The organism is Azospirillum argentinense, assembly GCF_000632475.1.
GTDB lineage: Bacteria > Pseudomonadota > Alphaproteobacteria > Azospirillales > Azospirillaceae > Azospirillum > Azospirillum baldaniorum.
On record NZ_CP007795.1, the window covers coordinates 153,122 to 173,721 of the forward strand.

15 protein-coding genes are annotated in these 20,600 nt (G+C 69.1%); 9 read left to right on the forward strand and 6 right to left on the reverse strand.

Annotated elements, in window-relative coordinates; genetic code table 11:
* Positions 1-9: 9 nt before the first annotated feature.
* The 5 genes from ABAZ39_RS23270 to ABAZ39_RS23290 form a co-directional block, all read right to left on the reverse strand.
* Entirely contained in the window at positions 10-1,350 is a 1,341-nt protein-coding gene (locus ABAZ39_RS23270) for an O-antigen ligase family protein (RefSeq protein WP_051658437.1), read from the reverse strand.
* Positions 1,347-2,573 (reverse strand): glycosyltransferase family 4 protein, encoded by a 1,227-nt coding sequence (locus ABAZ39_RS23275; protein WP_051658438.1) that lies wholly within the window; start codon positions 2,571-2,573, stop codon positions 1,347-1,349. The genes ABAZ39_RS23270 and ABAZ39_RS23275 overlap by 4 nt, the downstream gene beginning before the upstream one ends.
* On the reverse strand, positions 2,560-3,825 hold the full coding sequence (locus ABAZ39_RS23280) for a lipopolysaccharide biosynthesis protein (RefSeq protein ID WP_081863277.1): 1,266 nt from the start codon (positions 3,823-3,825) through the stop codon (positions 2,560-2,562). Before ABAZ39_RS23280 ends, ABAZ39_RS23275 begins: the two co-directional genes overlap by 14 nt.
* On the reverse strand, positions 3,822-6,116 hold the full coding sequence (locus ABAZ39_RS23285; protein ID WP_051658440.1) for an NAD-dependent epimerase/dehydratase family protein: 2,295 nt from the start codon (positions 6,114-6,116) through the stop codon (positions 3,822-3,824). The genes ABAZ39_RS23280 and ABAZ39_RS23285 overlap by 4 nt, the downstream gene beginning before the upstream one ends.
* A gap of 131 nt (positions 6,117-6,247) precedes the next feature.
* Entirely contained in the window at positions 6,248-8,599 is a 2,352-nt protein-coding gene (locus tag ABAZ39_RS23290; protein WP_040136174.1) for a GumC family protein, read from the reverse strand.
* Between the two features lie 549 nt (positions 8,600-9,148).
* On the opposite strand from ABAZ39_RS23290, the gene ABAZ39_RS23295 reads away from it, so the two are divergent.
* From ABAZ39_RS23295 to ABAZ39_RS23335, 9 genes are all read left to right on the forward strand, one after another.
* A complete protein-coding gene (locus tag ABAZ39_RS23295) occupies positions 9,149-10,096 on the forward strand; it encodes a UDP-glucuronic acid decarboxylase family protein (protein WP_040136176.1) in 948 nt (315 codons plus the stop codon).
* 76 nt (positions 10,097-10,172) lie between these two features.
* Positions 10,173-11,771 carry an undecaprenyl-phosphate glucose phosphotransferase gene (locus tag ABAZ39_RS23300; protein WP_051658441.1) on the forward strand — a complete coding sequence of 533 codons (1,599 nt, stop codon included), beginning with the start codon at positions 10,173-10,175 and terminating at the stop codon, positions 11,769-11,771.
* A gap of 49 nt (positions 11,772-11,820) precedes the next feature.
* A complete protein-coding gene (locus tag ABAZ39_RS23305; protein ID WP_040136178.1) occupies positions 11,821-12,900 on the forward strand; it encodes an NAD-dependent epimerase/dehydratase family protein in 1,080 nt (359 codons plus the stop codon).
* Positions 12,897-13,703, forward strand: a complete 807-nt coding sequence (locus ABAZ39_RS23310; protein WP_040136180.1) for a WecB/TagA/CpsF family glycosyltransferase — start codon at positions 12,897-12,899, stop codon at positions 13,701-13,703. The genes ABAZ39_RS23305 and ABAZ39_RS23310 overlap by 4 nt, the downstream gene beginning before the upstream one ends.
* Before the next feature lie 199 nt (positions 13,704-13,902).
* The gene (locus ABAZ39_RS33330; RefSeq protein ID WP_081863279.1) at positions 13,903-15,147 is read left to right on the forward strand and encodes a glycosyltransferase family 4 protein; all 1,245 of its coding nucleotides are present in this window, start codon (positions 13,903-13,905) and stop codon (positions 15,145-15,147) included.
* A gap of 86 nt (positions 15,148-15,233) precedes the next feature.
* Positions 15,234-16,313 (forward strand): GDP-mannose 4,6-dehydratase, encoded by a 1,080-nt coding sequence (locus tag ABAZ39_RS23320; protein ID WP_063922714.1) that lies wholly within the window; start codon positions 15,234-15,236, stop codon positions 16,311-16,313.
* A 27-nt stretch (positions 16,314-16,340) separates the two neighbouring features.
* Positions 16,341-17,348: an SDR family NAD(P)-dependent oxidoreductase gene (locus ABAZ39_RS23325; RefSeq protein WP_051658442.1), complete on the forward strand. Its 1,008-nt coding sequence runs from the start codon at positions 16,341-16,343 to the stop codon at positions 17,346-17,348.
* Positions 17,349-17,454: 106 nt separating this feature from the next.
* Complete coding sequence (locus ABAZ39_RS23330; RefSeq protein ID WP_063922715.1) at positions 17,455-18,891, forward strand: UDP-glucose dehydrogenase family protein; 1,437 nt, start codon at positions 17,455-17,457, stop codon at positions 18,889-18,891.
* Positions 18,892-19,012: 121 nt separating this feature from the next.
* Positions 19,013-19,543 carry a helix-turn-helix domain-containing protein gene (locus ABAZ39_RS23335; protein ID WP_081863280.1) on the forward strand — a complete coding sequence of 177 codons (531 nt, stop codon included), beginning with the start codon at positions 19,013-19,015 and terminating at the stop codon, positions 19,541-19,543.
* Here the strand turns inward: ABAZ39_RS23335 and ABAZ39_RS33335 are convergent.
* On the reverse strand, positions 19,512-20,087 hold the full coding sequence (locus ABAZ39_RS33335) for a response regulator transcription factor (protein WP_247881755.1): 576 nt from the start codon (positions 20,085-20,087) through the stop codon (positions 19,512-19,514). The genes ABAZ39_RS23335 and ABAZ39_RS33335 overlap by 32 nt on opposite strands.
* Positions 20,088-20,600: the final 513 nt, after the last annotated feature.

Sequence of the window (20,600 nt, forward strand, 5' to 3'; positions counted from 1 at the left end):
TCAGGAGAGTCATGGCGGCGCCCGTCCGCCCGTCCGGCCTTCGATTTCCGTGCGGTGGATCAGACCGGCGGCGATGCCCGTCCCGAACAGGACCCAGAACCAGATGCCCAGCATCGGGCCTTCCAGCGCCACGTCGAAGGACGCGTTGATGACGATGGACAGCCAGTAGCAGAGCAGGAAGACGAACAGCCGTGCCCAGGCGCGGTCGCCGTGCCGGCGGGCCAGCAGGAACGCGCGGACCATGAAGGCCACCCAGCTTCCCAGCATGGCCACCCACAGCAGGAAGCCGGGAACGCCGGACCGTGCGAGAATCGTCATGTGCGCGTTGTGCGGGCTGCGCAGCACCTGCGCCTCCTCCTCGTCGATGACCTGGAAGCCGTCATCGTCGGCCAGATTGATGCCGAACCCCTTGCCGTTCCAGAAATAGTCGCCGTGAACGGTGTAGTTGACGATCTTGTCCCACCACATGATGCGCCATTGCTTGGTGCCGTCCAGACCGGCGGTCTCGGCGGAGCCCGCGATGCTCATCAGGTTGGTGGCGATCTGGTCGACCGACAATTTCCGCGACGACACCTCGATTTCCACATTCAGCAGGGCCGCGATGGTCACGATGGCCGCGGCGATCATCAGCAGCGGGGCGAGCTGGCGGCTGCGCGGCACCATGGCCAGGGCGATGCACAGCGGCACGACGATGGCGAGCGTCCCGCCACGGCTGTGCGCGGCGACCATCGCGATCCCGACCACCAGCAACGCCAGCTGCACCGGGCCGAGGCGGCGGAATCCGAGCAGGACGAACAGCGCGATCCCGGCGAAATGCACGCCGACCTCGCCCGGACGCAGGCTGATCAGCGGGACGTTGTAGCGCGGCCAGATGGGAATCTGCGACTGGAGCAGCTGGTAGCCCGGATAGACGATCGGCATGATCGACACGAACAGCACCGCGAAGCTGCCATAGGCCAGCACGAGGCGGCGCAAACGCTCCGGCTCGTCGTACAGCACGACGACAATGATGAAGGCGAACAGGCCGTACATGACGATCACGCTGTCGCGCAGGGCGTCGAAGCTGTAGAGGCCGAGGAACGGGATGGTGCGCGCCAGGACCCAGACGATCAGGATCGCCAGCAGCGTTCCCGGCAGGCTGGACAGCGTTGCGACGATGCCGCCGGTCCGCAGCATGACCAGCAGGCCGGTCAGCAGAAGGATCTCTCCGATGAAGAGGGGCGGCATCCCGATGTAGGCGAATCCGCGCCCGGCCAGGGTGTAGCCGAGAAGGACCACCATCAGGAAGCCCAGATAGAGGTCCGCCGCCCGTGTCCGGCTGCGCTTGGGGGTGGAGAGGACGGCGCTCATGACGGGCGTCCATAGCCGGCGGCGCGCAGCCGGGCGGCGATCCGCCCCCAGTCGCCGATCGCCACGACCATGCGGTGCGCGTTGGCCGCCATGTCCAGCCAGATGCCGGGGCCAGCCCGCTCGGCCTGCGCCAGCGCGTCGGCCACCGCCCCGGCCGTCAGGTCCGGGATGCCGAAACCGGCGCGGTGACCGTCCACATAGGGGACGAGACCGGTTTCCCGCGTCACGATCAGCGGCAGGCCGGACAGGGCAGCCTCCAGGCAGCCGGTGGGCATCACGTCGTAGCGCGAGGTCAGGACGAAGTAGTGCCAGCCCGCCATCATCGCTGCCTTCTCCGGCCCGAAGACCGGCCCGTGGATGCGGATGTCGGTGCCGAGGCCGTGGGCCTGTGCGCGCCGCTCCAGCTCGGCGCGGGCTGGGCCGGACCCTGCCAGCTCCAGCACCCCGCGCCCGCCGGCCCGGCGGTAGGCGGCGAAGCCGTCGATCAGCAGGTCCACGCCCTTGTGGTCGATCTCGTAGCGCGCGCAATAGCCGAAGGTCAGCCGGTTCCCGTCCGGGGCGGCGCGCGGAACGGCGGCGGGAAGGCCGCCGCGCCGCGCCGACCAGGCGGTGTTGGGCAGGAGGCGGACGGCGGCGCCGGGGGCCACCCGGCGGACGATGGCCGCCTCGTCCTCCGTGATGGCGTGGACGAAGCGGGCGCGGGCGAGGGCGGGGCCGTCGACGACGCGCAGCCACGCGGCGGGCAGGCGCCGACGCACCCGGCCCGCGCCGTCATAGACGTGGGAGCACTGGCCGTGCAGCGTCACGCCATAGGCGACGCCGCGCCGGTGGAGCCCGCGGGCGAGCGCCGCGAACAGAGGCTTCACGGCGCCGTGGATGTGCACCACCGTGTCCGGCCCGGCGCCGTCCAGCAGGCGGTCCAGCGTCGCCCCCGCGATGGTAAGCGACCGTCCGGACAGCCGCGGTCCGCCGAGGGGGAAGCGCTGCGCAGGACAGTCCGCCGGAATGCCGGTCAGGGCGTCCGGATCGTCGGAGAACAGGAACAGCCGGGCGTCGTCGCCCATGGCGCGCTGCTCCGCGATCAGGCAGCGCACCACGTTGTGCAGCCCGTTCGCCGAGGAGGGGTGGGCGATGGCCGGCTGGATCACGACGTGCCGGAGGTCGAGCGGGCGCAGTCCGGTATCCTCGAAGGCCAGTCCGGCGCTGCCGTCAGCGGGCGACATGGGCGGTCCTCGTCTTGGAGAGGTAGTATTGGGCCGCGCCGACGCGCAGCACGCTGGAGAAGAGCAGGGCCATGCACACCCCGGCGACGCCGTACATCGCCGCCAGCGGCCCGACCGCCGCGAACACGGCCAGCGTCCCGACGACGTTCACCACGAGCGCGAACTGGCTGCGCTGCACGCCGTAGAAGTAGGAGCAGACCATCTCCGCCAGATAGCCGGTCAGCGCCCCGATGGAGAGCAGGCGCAGCGGCAGTTCCTGGTCCGCGTAGGGCGAGGCCGTGCCATAGACGATGTGCAGCACCTGATCGGGGATCAGCAGGGCGAGGCTGTAATAGACCAGCAGCGGTGCCGCGCCGATGACGACGTAGCCGCGGATCGCCAGCCACGCCTTCTCGTCCGGATGAGGGGCGCCGCCGCCGTCCGGCATGGCGCTTCGTCCCCTTGCGGCAACCTGCGGGACGAGGTTGCCCATGCCGATGATGATCGGGTTGGCGATGTTCACCAGATTGACCACCGCCTGGAACGCGGCGGTGGAGGCCATGCCGTCCATCGCCGCCATCAGCCAGACGAGGCTCTGCACCCGCAGCATCAGGAACAGGTTGTTGGCGAGCGCCCAATGCCCGATGGACCAGAAACGGCGGCACACCGCGGGCAGATCCGAGAGGCCGCCGAAGCCGGGGCGCAGTATGGAGAAATGCACGACCGCCCCGGCCAGCGCCGGTCCCGTCATGGCGACGAACACGCGCTCCAGCGTCAGATGGCCGCCGAGCGCCATCAGGTTCAGCACCACCACCTGGCCCAGATAGGTCAGGCTGTCGCCCCACAACGCCTGATCGTGCTTCAGCCCGGCCATCAGCCCGCGCCGCCCGATCTCCTGCACCTGCCAGACGATGAAATAGAGCACGGTCGGGCCGATCATCTCCGGCATGCCGAGCCCATAGCCGACCAGGGCCAGCAGCCCGGACAGGGGCAGCAGCGATCCGGCGGTGAGCAGCACGGCGCTTCCCGCCAGGGTCCGGCGTTTGGTCGGGTCCAGCACGGTGCCGTCCACCGAGAGCGGGTATTGGATCAGGCTGACGTTGACGACCTGAAGCGCCAGCAGGACCGACAGGAAGAAGACGAAGGTCCCGTATTCCTGCGACGGGAAGGTCCGGGCGAGCTGGATGTTGATGGCGAACATGCCCAGGCTGACCACGCCCTGGTCGGCGAGGGTCCAGAAGCTGCGGACGAGTGACGCCGGGATCATCCTCATGCGCTGCCGACCCGTGTCGTCTCGGTGGGGGCGGGCAGGGGAGCGGGCTGACGGTCTTCATTGGCGGGCCGTGCGGCGGCTGGTGCGGCTGGGGCGGTGCGCGGCACGTCGCGGTAGGCCCAGCGCAGATAGTCCGCGGTCAGCGCCATGCCGTCCTCGAAGGTGAAGCGGGGCTCGTAACCGAGCAGGCGCCGCGCCTTGGTCAGGTCGATGAGCGCCTTGGCCTGATAGAGCGCCAGCTTCTGCGCGTCGGGCAGCCAGAGCTGGTTGCGGCTGACCTTCTTCTTCAGGAAGTAGTGGACCATCACGAAATGGCGCAGCCGCGGCGGCAGGCTGTCGAACCCGCCCTGAAGCACCCGGCGGGCCGGGCGCCAACGCACGATGATCTGGATGATCTTCTTGGGGTCCTGAAGCACCATGGCGATGTCGCGCCGCAGGCTCTTCATCTCCTTGCGGATGACCGCGGCGGGTTGGAAGCGCAGGCTGTCCACGCCCAGCGCCTCCTGGAAGCGTCCGAAGACGGCGGCCCAGGGCGGGGCGTCGGGGCCGGAGATCACGAAGCGCTCCCCGATGGCCTGGGGGCTGCGGGTCGCCGCGATCATCGCGTCCACCAGATCGTCGATGTAGACGGCGTTGCACAGCCCGCCTTCCTGCGGCAGCACCACCGTGCCGCTGAGCAGCATCTCGGCGGGGGCGTTCGTCCAGGGCTTGCAGAAGGGGCCATAGACGATGGAGGGCTGGAGCACCACCCCCGGCAGGCCGCGCTTGTGCGCCGCGTCGAGCACCATCTTCTCCAGGTCGAGCTTGTTCTGGACATAGCTCCAGGCCCGGTCGCCGTCGCGCGTCTCCTCCGACAGCGGGCCGTCCGGCAGCGGTTCGTAGACCGAGAAGGTGCTGAGATGGACGAAGCTCTCCACCCCGTTGGCGAGGCTGGCGTCGATCAGCGCGTTCATCCCGTCGATGTTCTGGCGGCGCGACCGCACGTCGTAGGCGCAGTGGAAGACCCAGTCGGCGCCGGCCACCGCCTTGCCGATGGCCTCGCGGTCCAGCAGGTCGGCGCGGACGATCTCCACCGGGAAGCGGGCCAGACGCACCGCCTGCGCGATGTCGCGGACGATGCAGCGGACCTTGGCGCCATGCTCCAGGCACAGCCGCTCGACCAGCCGCCCGCCGATGAAGCCGGCGGCGCCCGTCACCACCACGGTCGGGCCATCGGTGCGGGGACCATCGGTGCGGGTAGCGGTGGCGGGCGCCGGACCGTCCACCCAGGGCAAGGCCAGCGGCTTGCGACTGGCGTAGCAGCGCTCGATCAAGGCGGTGGAGGGCAGGGCGTCGCGCCCGCCGACGGCGGCCGGGCGCCCGTCGCGGATGGCGTCGGCGAAATCCTTCAGCTCCGCCTGGAACAGGTCGCCGAAGATCTGCGGCGGGATGTGGTTGGCCGAGAAGCCGTCATGGACGAAATCGAGGATCTGCGGCACGTCCGAGGCGATCTGGTTCTCGTAGAGATGGACCTCGACGCTGCCCTTGGTGCCGTGGACGCGGATGGTGTTGCGCAGGGCGCGGGTGCGGCTCAGCTCCAGCGTTCCGGTGGCGCCGGACGCCATGGTCAGGGACAGCCGGCAGTCGGATTCCAGCCCGCCGTGGCTGTCGTCGCTGTAATCGACCTCCGCCGCCGCCCCGAACCACCACAGCAGCAGGTCCAGCGTGTGCGACCCGGTGTCGAGCAGCACGCCGCCGCCCGCCCCGTCGCGGCGCAGCATGGCCGGCGAGCTGATGCCCCAGTTGTAGACGAAGCCCTCCCGCGCCTCGAAGCGCAGGACACGGCCGAGCTGGCCGGTGTCGATCAGCGCCTTCAGCCAACGGACGCCGTTGACGTAGCGGCGCATCAGCCCGACCGCGAGCACGCGCCGGCGCTCCTCCGCGGTTTGCACCATGCGCTCGGCGTCGGCCAGCGTGACGGCCAGCGGCTTTTCCATGAAGACGTGCTTCCCGGCCTCCAGCAGGCACTGGCCGACCGGCGCGTGGACCATCGGCGGGGCCGCCACCAGCGCCGCGTCGAACTGGTCCGCCGCCTCCCGCCAGTCGGCCACGGCGACGGGGGCGCGGCTGCGGCCGAGCATGGCCTGCACCGCCTCCAGCCGCCCCGGCGTGGGATCGACGAGCACGCTTGGCCGCCAGCCCAGGCGGAGCAGCGCCGGCAACAGGTGATGGCTCACGATGCTGCCGCAGCCGATGATGGCAAGCCGCGGGAACTCGGCGTTGGTCATGGAATCCTCGCTTTTGGCTGACATCCCCTCTCCCCTCCGGGGAGAGGGTCAGGGTGAGGAGGATGCGCGTGTCGGAGCGTTCAGCAGCGGCGCACCCCCATCACCGGCCCATCGGGCCACCCTCGCCCCGGAGGGGAGCGGGCTGAAATGGAGGGCTAGGAATGCCGCGCAGGCGCGTGCAGGGCGTAGTAGTAGGTGTCGTCCTTGTGGCCGTACTTGACGTGCTTGGACGCCACAACCCGCGACAGCACGACGCCGCCGACCGCGCTGTCGACCGACTTCAGCTTGTTGAAGCCGGCGGTCACGGTGTCGAGCGGGGTGTGCTGCCAGCGGACGACGTAGATCACGCTGTCGGCCAGGAAGGACAGGGCCAGCGCGTCGGAGAACAGCATCACCGGGGCTGAGTCGATCACCACCACGTCGTAGTTGTGGCGCGCCCATTGGATCAGGTCGCTCATCGCCTGGGAGCTGATGCGGTCGTGCGCGTCGGGGGTGCCGACGGCGTTGCCCAGGACGCCGAGGTTGGTGGTCTCCTGATGGATCAGGTCGTCGATGCCGACGCGGCCGTCCAGCAGGTCGGCGACGCTGCCTTGCGGCTGGTAGCCCAGCAGCTTCGCGATGGAGGGGCGGCGGAAGTCCGCGTCGATCAGCAGCGTGTTGAGCCCCAGCCCGGCCAGCGACCGCGCCAGATTGGCCGCCAGCACCGACTTGCCTTCCTTGGGAATGGAGGAGGTGACGAGCAGCACCTTGGGCGGCGTTCCCCGCTTGCGCGGCATGCAGGCCATGGTGCGCACGGTCTGGATCGCCTCGCGGAAGGCCCCGATCTCGCGGGCACGGCGGCTGTCGGGGTGAAGCGGCAGGTTCCACGTCGCCTCGTTGCGGGGAAGCGACGGGACCATGCCGAGGCAGGGCACGCCGGTCGCCCGCTCCACCTGGGAGGGCGTGCGCAGGCCGGAACTGAGCCGCTCCAGCAGCAGCACCAGCGCCACCGCCAGCGCCGTGGAGCCGACCAGCCCGACGCCCAGCGACATGCGGAACTGCGGGAAGGCCGGGCGGATCGGCGGCAGGGCCGGAGCGCTGAGATGCGCGTCCAGCGCGCCGGTGTTCTTCAGCGCCATCGTCTGCTCGTAGCGTTCGGCGAGGCTGCGGTAGAGCGTGCGGTGGGCGTCGGCGGCGCGCTCCAGGTCGCGGAGCTGGATGCCGGTCGCCTCGATGCCCTTCTGCTGCTCCTGCAGGTCGGCGATGCTCTTGAGCAGCGTGGCCTCGCGGATGCGCGCCACCTCCAGATCGGCGTCCAGGCCCTTCTGGATCTTGCCCACCTCGTCGCGGATGCGCGCCTTCAGCTCGCCGATGCCGCGGCGGAGATTCACGATGTCCTGATGCTTGTCGCCATAGACCTGCTGGAGTTCGGCCAGCCGGCGCTCCAGCATCGCCTCGGCCTCGCGCAGCTTCTGGATCAGCGGGGAGGCCAGCACCTCCGGGATCGCCGCGGCGTTGTTGGCGGCGGTCTGCTCGCGGGCCTGGCGCACGCGGGCCTCGGCCGCCGCCTTCTGCGCCTGCGCGGCGGTCAGCTGGGTGGCGAGTTCGTTCATCTGCTGCTGGACCATGTTGCGGCCGTCCGGCGGCAGTTCCAGCAGGCTGTTCTCCTTGCGGAAGCTGCGGATGGCCTCCTCCGCGCCGCGCACCGCCTCGCGCGCCTCGATGAGCCGCCCGCCGAGCCACTGGTTGACCCGCTCGGTCAGGTCGCGGTTCATCTCCGTCCGGTAGTCCAGATAGGCTTGGCCGAAGGCGTTGGCGATGGCGGCGGCCTTGGCGGGATCGACCGACGACGCCTCGATGATGATGGTGAAGGACCGGTCGTCGTTGCGCGCCTCGATCCGGCGCAGCAGCGTGTCGATGGTCAGCAGGCGGGCTTGGTTCGGGTCGCCGGCGTTGGGGCTTTCCTCGGCGCGGAACAGGGCGGTCGCCTGCTGCACGATCTGGCGCAGCACGTCGTTGCCCTCCGGCGGCAGCGCGCCGACGCCGGCCTTGGTGACCCGCTTCAGCCAGTGGTCGTCCGCGCCGTCCGCCGCCTTGAGCGTCGGGTTGAATTCGGGGTCGTTGATCAGGCGGAGCTTCTCCACCACCCGCTCCGCCAGGGCGCGCGAGCCGACGATGGACACCTCGCTGCGCACCGCCGGCGCCTCGGGCGTCAGGTTGGACACCACCGACTTGAACTCCGCCAGCTCGACCCGCCGGGAATCGAGCTGCACCATCGCCGTGGCCCGGTACATCGGCTTCAGCGACTGCATGACGTAGGTGATGGTCGCCGTCCCCAGCAGGATGATGGTGAGCAGCAGCAGCTTGCGCCGCCACAGCACGGCCAGCGAGGCGAAGACGGTCGCCTCCTGCCGGCTGCGGACGTCGGAGGACTCTGCCGCGCCCGATTGCAGAAGACTGTCCGGAAGGACGCTGGCGTGCGCTTCGTGGCCTGGAAGCGTCCCGCCTTTGCCGATCGAAGAATTCACGTCGTCGCCCCTTTCGTCTTGCTGGCTGGCGGTCCGGCCCGGGATGGGCGTGGCGGATGGCTGCAAAAGGACGCGCTGCGGCCTTTTGTTTTCTTTGGAGATAACCGAGAATCCGGCTGTCTTTTAAAGACCAGGGCCGAATGGGCCGTGATGTTCCGCTGCTGCGACCGTTGTCGGACAGACTTCGAGTACCGTGAATGGCGCCGCGCAACAATTGAAAAAAAGAAGGCCCATCCGTCTCTGTGCTTACGACGGCGACCGTCATAAATAATCATACCCTGTACCCCGTCCGCGTGTTTGACGGTCAACTCCGCGCCGGTCACAGTTTGCCGGGTGCAGCGGAGCCGGCTCAGGCTTCAAAAACGCCGCGCATTTCCAGACATGATCGTCCATTTCCGCTTAAAGCCGGAGTGTCCATCCGCTTTTCATGGCGACATGCGGCGCTTCGTCTCTGGATTTTAAAATATTCGCGGAAGCGGATCGGCGCGCTATCTCCGCGTGCCGCCGCCGTCTGGGCGAATTCCCCGGTCAACTCCATGGAGAGGCTCAATGACGTCTACGACTGAGCGCGTTCTTGTGACAGGCGGCGCCGGGTTCATCGGATCGCACCTGTGCGAGCGTCTTCTGGCCGCCGGGAAAGAGGTCCTGTGCGTCGACAACTATTTCACGGGTGCGCGTTCGAATATTGCGCATCTGCTGGACAACCCGAGGTTCGAGGCGGCGCGCCACGACATCACCTTCCCCCTCTATGTCGAGGTGGACGAGATCTACAACCTCGCCTGCCCGGCTTCGCCGGTGCATTACCAGTTCGACCCGGTGCAGACCACCAAGACCAGCGTGCACGGCGCCATCAATATGCTGGGGCTGGCCAAGCGGGTGAAGGCGACGATCCTGCAGGCCTCGACCAGCGAGGTCTACGGCGACCCCTTCGTCCACCCGCAGCGCGAGGATTATTGGGGCAACGTGAATCCCATCGGCCCGCGCGCCTGCTACGACGAGGGCAAGCGCTGCGCCGAGACGCTGTTCTTCGACTACAACCGGCAGCACAAGGTCGCCATCAAGGTCGCGCGCATCTTCAACACCTACGGGCCGCGGATGAATCCGAACGACGGGCGCGTGGTGTCGAACTTCATCGTCCAGGCGCTCAAGGGCGATCCGATCACCATCTACGGCGACGGGTCGCAGACGCGGTCCTTCTGCTACGTCGACGATCTGGTCGAGGGTCTGCACCGGCTGATGGAAACGGACGGGACGGTGACCGGCCCGATCAACCTCGGCAATCCCGGCGAATTCACCATCCTGGAGCTGGCGGAGACCGTCATCCGGATGACCGGATCGCGCTCGCGGATCGAGCGGCACCCGCTGCCCCAGGACGATCCGCGGCAGCGCAAGCCGGACATCACCAAAGCCCACGCCTACCTGAAATGGATGCCGCACGTGCCGCTCGAAGAGGGGCTGGAGCGCACCATCGCCTATTTCGCCAAGACCTATTTCTGAGCGCGGCGACGCAGCCGGCAGCGCCGCCGCATCGCTGGGGTGCGGCGGCAGGGAATGGGCCAACAGGGAACGGCGGATGTTCGAACTCCCTTCACGAGACAGCTCGGCGAAGCCGGATTACGGCACGCGCGTGGGGATGGCCTTCCAAGGCCCGCGCCCGGAATCCGCCTCGCCGGTCGCCGCGGCGGCCTCCGCCCCCGCCCTGCTGTGCGGGCTGGTGGCCGCGGACGCGCTGATGGTCGTCGGGACGGGGCTGGCGGCGGAGAGCATCGCCGCCCGTCTGTTGCGGGCCGCCCCGGCCGATCCGGCGCTGTTCGCAGACGCGGTTCATGCTTCCGCGGGCGTCTTCAACGCCGCGGTCGGTCCATTGGCGGTGCTGTCGCTGATGTGCTTCTACAGCGCGGGCTGCTACCGCAGCCTGCGTCCAAAGGCGATGCGGCGGACCATCGGTTCGCACGCCGGGCCGCTGTTCGGGGCCTGGACGGCAGCCTTCCTGGTGCTCGTCCTGATGCTTGGCGTGACGGGGGATCTGCGGCGGCTGGACACGGCGGCGGCGGGGACGCTGTGGCTGTGGTACGGGCTCGGCCTGTTCGGGCTGACCGCGCTGCGCAGCCTGCTCCTCCGCATGGCGCGCGACTGGAATCTGGCCGGCGGCTTGCGGCAAAGGACCCTGCTGGTCGGCACCAACGATCTGGCCTTCGAGTGGCTGGACCGGCTCCAGCGCGCGGAGGGGGCGGGCTATCAGGTGATCGGCGCGGTGTCCACCGCGGCGGACCGGCCGTCATCCGTGAACGCTCCGCCCCTGGCCACTGCCCGGTTGGCCGGGGTGCCAGTGCTGGGTAGCGTGACCGGGTTGGTCGAGCAGGTGCGCAAGAACCGCATCGACCTCGTGGTGGTGGCCCTGCCCTGGAGCGCCGAGGCCGAGATCACCGACATCCTGGAACGGCTGCGCGTCCTCGCGGTGGACGTCCGTCTGCTGCCGCACCGGCTGATCGCCCGCACCGCCGGCCTGTCGGTCGATGCGACGGCGGGCATACCGCTGCTGGGCGTCATCCATCACCCGCTGGCCGGCTGGCGCGGCGTGCTGAAGCGGTCGGAGGACCTGCTGATCGGCGGCGCGGCGCTGGCCGCGCTGGCGCCGGTGCTTCTGCTGGCCGCGGCGGCGATCAAGCTGGAAAGCCCCGGCCCGGTGCTGTTCCGCCAGAAGCGCTTCGGCTTCAACAACGAGGAATTCGAGATCTGGAAGTTCCGCACGATGCACACCGACCGCGGCGACCAGTCGGGCGCGCAGCGGACGGTGCGCAACGATCCGCGGGTGACGCGCGTCGGGCGCTTCCTGCGCCGCACCAGCATCGACGAGCTTCCGCAGCTCTTCAACGTGCTGCGCGGCGACATGTCCATCGTCGGGCCGCGGCCCCATCCCGTCGCCATGAAGGCCGGGGACGTGCTGTACCACGAGGCGGTGGAGAACTACGCCTGCCGCCACCGCGTCCGTCCCGGAATCACCGGATGGGCGCAGGTGAACGGGCTGCGTGGCGAGATCGACAACCTCCACACCGCCGCCCGCCGCGTCGAACACGACCTCTACTACGTCGACAACTGGTCCCTGGGGCTGGACGCCGAGATCATGGTGCGCACCGCCCTCCTCCTTTTCTGGGACCGCAACGCCTACTGACGAACCTCCCTGCTGAACCAACAAACAAACCGCGAAGGAGTTTGACGTCATGTCCGTCGCCCTTGTCACCGGTTCCTGCGGATTGATCGGGTCGGAGAGTTGCCTGCATTTCGGTGCGCTGGGAATGGACGTCGTCGGCATCGACAACGACATGCGGCGCACCTTCTTCGGCGACGAGGCCTCGACCGCGTGGCAGCGCCAGACCCTGGAGCAGACGCTGCGCCAGCGCTACCGCCACCACGCCATCGACATCCGCGACGCCGCGGCCATCGATGCGCTGTTCGAGCGGCACGCTTCGGCCATCTCCCTGATCATCCACACGGCGGCCCAGCCCTCGCACGATTGGGCGGCGCGCGACCCGCAGATGGATTTCTCGGTGAACGCCAACGGCACGCTGAACATGCTGGAGGCTGCGCGGCGCCATTGCCCGGACGCGGTGTTCATCTTCACCTCGACCAACAAGGTCTACGGCGACACGCCGAACCGCCTGCCGCTGATCGAGACGGAGACGCGCTACGAGATCGACCCGGCGCACCGCTACGCCGGCGGCATCGCCGAGGACATGTCGATCGACGCCACCCTGCACAGCCTGTTCGGCGCCTCCAAGGTGGCCGCCGACGTGCTGGTCCAGGAGTTCGGCCGCTATTTCGGGATGAAGACGGTGTGCTTCCGCGGCGGTTGCCTGACCGGGCCGAACCATTCGCCGACGCAGCTTCACGGCTTCCTGGCCTATCTGATGCGCTGCGCCGTCACCGGAACCCGCTACGACGTGATCGGCTACAAGGGCAAGCAGGTGCGCGACAACATCCACAGCAACGACCTGATCGCCGCCTTCCAGGCGTTCTACGACGCGCCGCGCAGCGCCGAGGTCTACAACATCGGCGGCGGACGGGCGAGCAACTGCTCCATCCTGGAAGCGGTGGCGCTGTGCGAGGAGATCACCGGGCGCCCGATGGATCTGGCCTTCAAGGAGGCCAACCGCATCGGCGACCACATCTGGTGGGTCAGTTCGCTCGACCGGTTCCGCTCCCATTACCCGTCCTGGGACATCCGGCACGACGTGCGCAACATCCTCACCGACATTCATGACAGCAATCGGCGCCGCTGGCGCGTGGAGGCCGTGGCATGATCGACCATGGGAAAAAGGAAGTGCTCGGCGTCTACGTCAACGCCGTCGATTACGAGGCCGGCGTGCGCGCCATCATCGACGCGGCGGAACAGCAAAAGCCCTTCGCGGTCAGCGCGCTCGCCGTTCATGGGGTGATGACGGGGGCGCTCGATCCGGAGCACCGCTACCGCCTGAACGCCATCGACCTCGTGACGCCGGACGGCCAGCCGGTGCGCTGGGCGCTGAACCGGCTGCACGGCGCCGCCCTGCCGGACCGCGTCTACGGCCCGAACCTGATGCTGCGCACCTGCGCGGCGGCGGCGGCGAAGGGCCTTCCCATCTACCTCTACGGCGCCACGGCGGGGCTGCTCGACACGCTGACCACGGCGCTGACGGAGCGCTTCCCCGGTCTGATCATCGCCGGCGCCCGCCCGTCCGCCTTCCGCACGCTGAGCGCCGAGGAGCGCGCGGCGGTGGACCGCGAGATCATCGACTCCGGCGCCCGCATCGTCTTCGTCGGGCTGGGCTGCCCGCGCCAGGAGACCTGGGTCTACGAGCACAAGGCGGCGCTGTCGATGCCGCTGATCGCGGTCGGCGCCGCCTTCGACTTCATCGCCGGGAAACAGCCGCAGGCGCCGATGTGGATGCAGAATAACGGCCTGGAATGGCTGTTCCGGCTGTCCACCGAGCCACGGCGGCTGTGGCGGCGCTACGTCATGCTGAATCCGGCCTTCCTGTTCCTGCTGGCCTGCCAGGCGGTGCAGATGCCGCTGGTCCGCAGCGGCCAGGCGCGCCGTCCGAAAGGAGAGCTTCGATTTGGCTAGACGGTGATGGTTGTTTGGTGGTTGCCAAATAAAAGAGCCGTTATTAAAAATGAAACTTCTTCCGATGCTGTGATTGTGTGGCGCCGTTTTTAAAATGAAACGGCCTTGCGTCGGCGGATTTTCCTGAACGACCTCGGAACAGCGCCGTGAACCGCGACCGATGCGGCCCGCGCTTCCATGACAGTCGAGGATTCCTGCGATGAGCCTGAAGATCCTGTCGGCGATCGTCGTGCCGCCGCATCTGGCGGTCAGCGGCGCCAGCAAGGCGGCGGAGAAGCTGAGCGTCGCGCTGCAGGCGCACGACCGCATCGACATCGCGAACATGGGCATGGCGAGCCGGGTCCCGATGGACCTGAGCAAGCCGGGCGAGCGGATCGAGGTGCGGACCTCCAGCCCCTTCGCCGGGCTCGATTCCGTCCTGCCCAACCGCGCGAAGACCTTGTTCTACCAGTCGAGCATCCCGGCGCTGATCCGCCACGGCTCCTACGATCTGGTGCACATCCACAACCCGATCCCGGCGCTGGAGATGATGCGGGTGGCCCGCGCCTGCGTGGCGAAGGGCGTGCCCTACGTGGTGTCCACCCACGGCTTCGTGGAGATCGGCAACCCGGCGGCCTTCCGGCGCATGGACGCGGCGCGGCGGCTGGCCTGGGACCTGCTGATCGACCGCCCGGTGCGCTACGTGGTGCGCAACGCCGCGGCGATCTGCGCGATCTCGCCCGTCGATCTGCCCATCGTCCGGGGCTTCGGCTTCACCGGGGACGACATCGCCGTCATTCCCTACGGCGTGGACCGCCCGAACGACTGGGGCACGCCGATCGCGGCGGACCAGGACATCCACCGCAAATTCGGCATTCCGGAGCGGGAGGAGGACGGCGGCCCCGTCACCGCCTTCTTCCTGGCCAACCACACGGCCAACAAGGGGCTGGCCGTGCTGCTCGACGCCTTCGTGGGGCTCTCGATGCCGTTCCGCCTGATCGTCGGCGGCGAGAAGCGGGACTTCGTCGATTACGAGGCGTACCAGCGCCGCTGCGGCCCGGGCCAGACCATCCACCTCACCGGCAATCTGGCCGAGGCGGAGGTCGCCGCCATGTTCCGCCGCTCCGACCTGTTCGTCTTCCCGACCCTGGCCGACACCTTCCCCAACGTGATCCTGGAGGCGATGGCCTTCGGCGTCCCGGTGGTGACGACCCGGGTCGGCGGCATCCCGCATCAGATCGATGACGGCTGCGCGGTGATCGTCGAACCGGGCGACCCGCTGGCCCTGCGCGCCGCCGTCGAGGAATTGGCCGCCGACCCCGAGCGGCGGGCGCGGATGGGCCGCCATGGCCGCCTGCGCGCCACCCAGCGCTTCGACTGGGCCGCCGCTGCCGCCGACACCCACCGGCTCTACGAGGCGGTGATCCGCCGCCCGGCGGGCGCCGCCGTCCTCAAGGCCGCCTGAACCCCGTCCAACGCCCTTTGTCCAACGCCCTTTGCCCAACACCCCCTGCCCAACCGGTAAAAGCCGCAGCAATGGAGAAGACACCTATGGAAGGCAAAACGCTCGTGACCGGCGGGGCCGGCTTCGTCGGCTGCAATCTGGTCAAGAACCTGCTGGAGGACGGTCGCGACGTCGTCGTCCTGGACGCCCTGCTGCGGCCGGGCAGCGAGCGGAACGCGGCGTGGCTGCAAACCCTCAACGCCGGGTCCCGCCTGACCTTCATGAAGGCCGACGTGCGCGACTTCGCCGCCGTCAAATCCTGCATGGCCGGGGCGGAGGAGGTCTACCACCTCGCCGGGCAGGTGGCGGTGACCTCCTCGCTGGACGATCCGCGCACCGACTTCGACATCAACGCGCTCGGCACCTTCAACGTGCTGGAGGCGGCGCGCCGCATGAAGACCCCGCCGAAGGTGGTCTTCACCTCGACCAACAAGGTCTACGGCGGGCTGGAGCATGTGGCGGTGGAGCAGACCGGCAGCCGCTACCGCTTCGTCGACCGCCCGCTCGGCGTTTCGGAGGCGGAGCCGCTGGACTTCCACTCGCCCTACGGCTGCTCCAAGGGGGCGGCGGACCAGTATGTGCGCGACTACGCCCGCATCTACGACCTGCCGACCGTCGTCTTCCGGATGAGCTGCATCTATGGCCCGCGCCAGTTCGGCAACGAGGACCAGGGCTGGGTCGCGCATTTCATCATCTCGGCGCTGGCCGGGCGGCCCATCCACATCTACGGCGACGGCATGCAGGTGCGCGACGTGCTGTTCGTGGAAGACCTCGTGCGCGCCTTCCGCCTCGCCACCGAGAAGATCGAGGTCAGCCGTGGGCAGGTCTTCAACATCGGCGGCGGGCCGGAGAACACCATCTCGGTCTGGCGCGAATTCGGGGAGATGCTGTCCACCCTGCGCGGCGAACCGGTGGAGGCCGACTTCTCCGACTGGCGGCCCGGCGACCAGCCCTGCTATGTCAGCGACATCCGCAAGGCGGAGCAGGTCCTCGGCTGGCGCCCGCAGGTGGACCGCGACACCGGCATCCGCCGCCTGTGGGACTGGGCGGAGCGCTATCTCGCGCAGAATGGCCTGCCCACGGACCAGAGCCAGGTGGAACCGGGCCGCATCGCCCTCAGCGCGTAACCCGATCCCTGTGCGGTGGAGGAACCAATGAACGTTCTTGTAACGGGCGGGGCCGGCTTCATCGGCTCCCACATCACGCACCGCCTCGTGTCGCTCGGCCACCGGGTGACGGTGATCGACAACGAGTCCACCGGGCTGCGCTCGAACGTGCCGGCGGAGGTCCGCTACATCCGCGGCGACGTCACCAACCCCGCCGACCTCGACAAGGCGTTCGAGGAGGTGCCCGACGCGGTGATCCACATCGCCGGGCAGGTGTCGATCATCCGCGCCTTCAGCAACCCGGTCGGCGACCTGCGCACCAACGTGGAGGGGACGGTGAACGTCCTCCAGCAATGCGTGGAGCGCGGGGTGAAGCGCCTTCTCTACGCCAGCTCGATGAGCGCCTACGGCAACGCCGAGGTGGTCCCGACGCCGGAGGACACGCCCTGCTCCCCGGTGTCCTACTACGGGGTGACGAAATACGCGGGCGAGCGCTACGTGCATCTGACGGCGGCGCGGAACGACCTGCCGGGCGGTCTGGCCGTCACGTCGTTCCGCATGTACAACGTCTACGGGCCGCGGCAGGCGGTGGACAACCCCTACCAGGGGGTGCTGGGCATCTTCCTGGGCAACATCATCCGCGGCGAGCCGATCCACATCTACGGCGACGGCAAGCAGACCCGCGATTTCGTCTTCATCGACGACGTGGTGGACGCCTGGGTCGGCGCGCTCGACAACCCGGCCAGCCACGGGAAGATCTTCAACCTCGGCAGCGGGCGGCAGACCAGCATCAGCGAGCTGGCCGACCTCGCGCTGGGGGCGCTCGGCCGGACGCGGGCGGACCATCCCGTGCTCCACCACCCCGAGCGTCCGGGCGAGCAGCGCAGCGTGCAGGCGGACGTGACCTACGCCGGGTCGGTGCTCGGCTGGGCGCCGCGCACCCGGCTGGAGCAGGGGCTGGCCGAGACCGTGCGCTGGGCGCTGCGCGAGAACGGCCGTGAGGACGGGCTGGAAAGCGGACCGGGTAACGGCGTGGCGGAGCGTGCCGTGGCCTGACGGCCGATTTTCAAGTCGGCCATTTTCGAGCCGGCCAGGGATGGCTTCGGCAACGCCATTGACAGGGATGGCTTCGGCAACGCCATTGAGAAACAGGAGCGGAACAATGCGGATCGCGGTTGTGGGGACCGGCTATGTCGGCCTCGTGTCCGGCGCCTGCTTTGCCGAATTCGGCATCGATGTGTGCTGTGTGGACAAGGACGAAACGAAAATCCAGCGCCTGAGGGGCGGCGAAATCCCCATCTACGAACCCGGCCTCGACGTCCTTGTGGCGCGCAACATGGCGGCGGACCGTCTGTCCTTCACCTCCGACCTCGCGGTCGCCATGGAGGGGGCGGACGTGGTGCTGATCGCGGTCGGCACCCCCTCCCGTCCCGGCGACGGCGGGGCCGACCTGACCTACGTCCACGCGGCGGCGGCGGAGATCGCGCGGACCATGTCCCGCTACACCGTCATCGTGACCAAATCGACCGTGCCGGTCGGCACCGGGCGCCAGATCGCCGCCATCGTGCGGGACATCAACCCGCGCGCCGAGTTCGACGTGGTGTCCAATCCGGAATTCCTGCGCGAAGGCTCGGCCATCGGGGACTTCATGCAGCCCGACCGCGTGGTGATCGGCGCCGAGTCCGACCGGGCGCGGGCGGTGATGGATGCCCTTTACCAGCCGCTGATCCGCGCCGGGACGCCCTTCGTGCGCACCGGCATCGAGACGGCAGAGCTGACGAAATACTCGGCCAACGCCTTCCTGGCCTTCAAGATCACCTTCATCAACGAGGTGGCCGACCTGTGCGAGCGGGTGGGGGCCGACGTCCAGGACGTGGCGGCGGGCATGGGGATGGACGGACGCATCGGGCGCCCGTTCCTGAACGCCGGGCCGGGCTTCGGCGGCTCCTGCTTCCCCAAGGACACGGAGGCGCTGGTGCGCACCGGGCGGCAGCACGGCGCGCCGGTCCGGCTGATCGAAACGGTGGTGGACGTGAACCGGGCGCGCAAGCGGCTGATGGCCGGACGGATTCTCCAGGCCTGCGGGCCGGACGCGGCGGGAAAGCGGATTGCCGTGCTGGGCATCACCTTCAAGCCCGACACCAACGACATGCGCGAGGCGGCGAGCCTGGAGATCATCCCGCTGCTTCAGGAGGCCGGCGCCACGGTCCATGCCTACGACCCCGCCGGCATGGAGGAGGGGCGCCATCTGCTGCCGGACGTGGTCTGGCACGATGATGCCTATGGCCCCCTCGCGGAGGCGGACTGCGTCGCCATCCTGACGGAATGGAACGAGTTCCGCGCGCTGGATCTGGGCCGCGTGCGCAGCCTGATGCACCGTCCGGTGATGGTCGATCTGCGCAACGTCTATGCCCCGGCGGCCATGGCGGCGGCAGGGTTCCATTACTGCTCCGTCGGGCGGCGCGACGTGCGTCCCGATGCGGCGAAGCGGCGCAAGGCGGCGGAGGCCATGCTGCTCAGCAACGGTTTCGCGGGCGACGCCTGTGTCCTGCCCTTCTCCGGACAGCTTGCGGCAGCCGCATCCGACCTCGCGGATTGACGCGGGCGCGACGCCCGCCGACTCCGGCCACGCACCGGTGCCTTGAACGGACCGTCTCCACCCCGGCGGCGGTCCGGCACGGGATGCCGGTTGGGATCTCCCGATTCCGAAAGACGCAGCCATGATTGGCTTGGACGCGCTGGCCGACAACCGACGAGACGTCATGCCCCGTGTGCCCCCCGGCGCACGGGGCGGCTCCCGTTCTCCCCGTCCGGATGTGCGGACCGGCGGGCGGGCGCCGATCACGGTGTTGCTGATCGACGACCGCTCCCTGTTCGGCGAAAGCCTCGCCGCCGCCATCAACGCCTTCGCGCCGGACGTGGCGGTCAGCCATCAGCGCAGCGCCGCGGCCCTGGCCGATCTTCCCGCCGTCTTGCGCGGCGCCGACGTGGTGCTGGTGAGCATTGGACGCGCCGATCCGGCCAAGGGCGGCATCGGCCAGCTTCTCGGAGCGCTGGCGGGGGGCGGTTCCCATCCTCCCGTCGCGATCCTTGCCGACCGGCCCGGTGCGGCGGTGGCCGACACCGCGGCGCGTCTCGGGCTGCGCGGGGTGCTGAGCGGACGGATGCCGCTGGCCGAGGTGATCGCCGCCCTGCGGCTGATCCACAGCGGCGGTACGGTCAGTCCCGATCCCGGCCGCAATCCCGGCTGAGCGCTTGCGGAACGGTGGGGTCGGCCAGCCGCCAGGCCTTGCGCACGGCCTCGGCGCGGTTGGAGGCGCCAAGGGCCCGCAGGATGCCGCGCACATGGACCTTCGCGGTGTTCTCGCTGATCCCCAGCTCCTGCGCGATGACGCGGTTCGATTTCCCTTCGCGAAGCCGTTGCAGCACCCCGCGCTGACGCGCGGTCAGCGCCGCGCCGCCGGATGGCGTGGGCGGATCGTCCTCCGTGGCCTCGCGATTCTGAAGCAGGCGGTGCAGGAAAGGGGAGGGGAAGAAGGTGCCGCCACCCGCGACCAGGCGCAGCGCTTCCCGGGCGACGGCGAGGCCGACGCTGGTCGGCAGACACCCCCGGACGCCCAGCCGGCTGGCTTCCAGCGGCAGGTCCGCATCCTCCCCGTCGGATAGGACGAGCAGCGGCGTGCCGCCGAAGGCGCCGGCGAGGCCGCGCAGCGTCGTCAGGACGCTGCCCCCGGGCGGGGTCAGGCTGGCGACGTTGCACAGCACGACGGCGGGTGCGGAATCTTCGGCGAGCACCGCCTTGGCCTCGTTCAAGGACGCCGCGGTTCGCACGCATAGGGACGGGTCGCGCAGCCTGAGGCCGGCGGACAGGCTTTCACGGGTCAGAGGTGTTTCATCCAGCAACAGGGCCGCGATGCCCCGGTGCCCGTTGCTTGCCGGACCGAGAGCGTATGCAGCGCCACAGGACGATGGAGCCGCCTGCCCGTTCGATGCCATGAAGCCTGTCTCCCGACCCGATTTCCAAGTCTGATGCTGCACTGCACCCTTGATGGCGTCAACGTCAATCCCGTGTTCAAGTAACCACGTCGGCCTGCCCTTTTACCTCCTATTTGACATGTTTCCTTTCGGTTTCCGTGTATTCGGGAGAGGGGACGGTGGCGGACATCCGGAAGCGCACTGTCCTGCTTCGATGGACTTCCTATTGGTCAGAGCGTGCCGCGTTCCGACTTGCGCCATTCGGGCCTGTTCTTTCGGTGCAAAGGAGAGGGCGGGGCGCTGGCGATCGTACCCGGCGTGGCGGCGGGACGA

What these genes read in the sequence shown, in the direction of transcription:
- ABAZ39_RS23270 (WP_051658437.1), bottom strand. Translation starts at nt 1,350, where the DNA reads ATGAGCGCCGTCCTCTCCACCCCCAAGCGCAGCCGGACACGGGCGGCG.
- ABAZ39_RS23275 (WP_051658438.1), bottom strand. Translation starts at nt 2,573, where the DNA reads ATGTCGCCCGCTGACGGCAGCGCCGGACTGGCCTTCGAGGATACCGGA.
- ABAZ39_RS23280 (WP_081863277.1), bottom strand. Translation starts at nt 3,825, where the DNA reads ATGAGGATGATCCCGGCGTCACTCGTCCGCAGCTTCTGGACCCTCGCC.
- ABAZ39_RS23285 (WP_051658440.1), bottom strand. Translation starts at nt 6,116, where the DNA reads ATGTCAGCCAAAAGCGAGGATTCCATGACCAACGCCGAGTTCCCGCGG.
- ABAZ39_RS23295 (WP_040136176.1), top strand. Translation starts at nt 9,149, where the DNA reads ATGACGTCTACGACTGAGCGCGTTCTTGTGACAGGCGGCGCCGGGTTC.
- ABAZ39_RS23300 (WP_051658441.1), top strand. Translation starts at nt 10,173, where the DNA reads ATGTTCGAACTCCCTTCACGAGACAGCTCGGCGAAGCCGGATTACGGC.
- ABAZ39_RS23305 (WP_040136178.1), top strand. Translation starts at nt 11,821, where the DNA reads ATGTCCGTCGCCCTTGTCACCGGTTCCTGCGGATTGATCGGGTCGGAG.
- ABAZ39_RS23310 (WP_040136180.1), top strand. Translation starts at nt 12,897, where the DNA reads ATGATCGACCATGGGAAAAAGGAAGTGCTCGGCGTCTACGTCAACGCC.
- ABAZ39_RS33330 (WP_081863279.1), top strand. Translation starts at nt 13,903, where the DNA reads ATGAGCCTGAAGATCCTGTCGGCGATCGTCGTGCCGCCGCATCTGGCG.
- ABAZ39_RS23320 (WP_063922714.1), top strand. Translation starts at nt 15,234, where the DNA reads ATGGAAGGCAAAACGCTCGTGACCGGCGGGGCCGGCTTCGTCGGCTGC.
- ABAZ39_RS23325 (WP_051658442.1), top strand. Translation starts at nt 16,341, where the DNA reads ATGAACGTTCTTGTAACGGGCGGGGCCGGCTTCATCGGCTCCCACATC.
- ABAZ39_RS23330 (WP_063922715.1), top strand. Translation starts at nt 17,455, where the DNA reads ATGCGGATCGCGGTTGTGGGGACCGGCTATGTCGGCCTCGTGTCCGGC.
- ABAZ39_RS23335 (WP_081863280.1), top strand. Translation starts at nt 19,013, where the DNA reads ATGATTGGCTTGGACGCGCTGGCCGACAACCGACGAGACGTCATGCCC.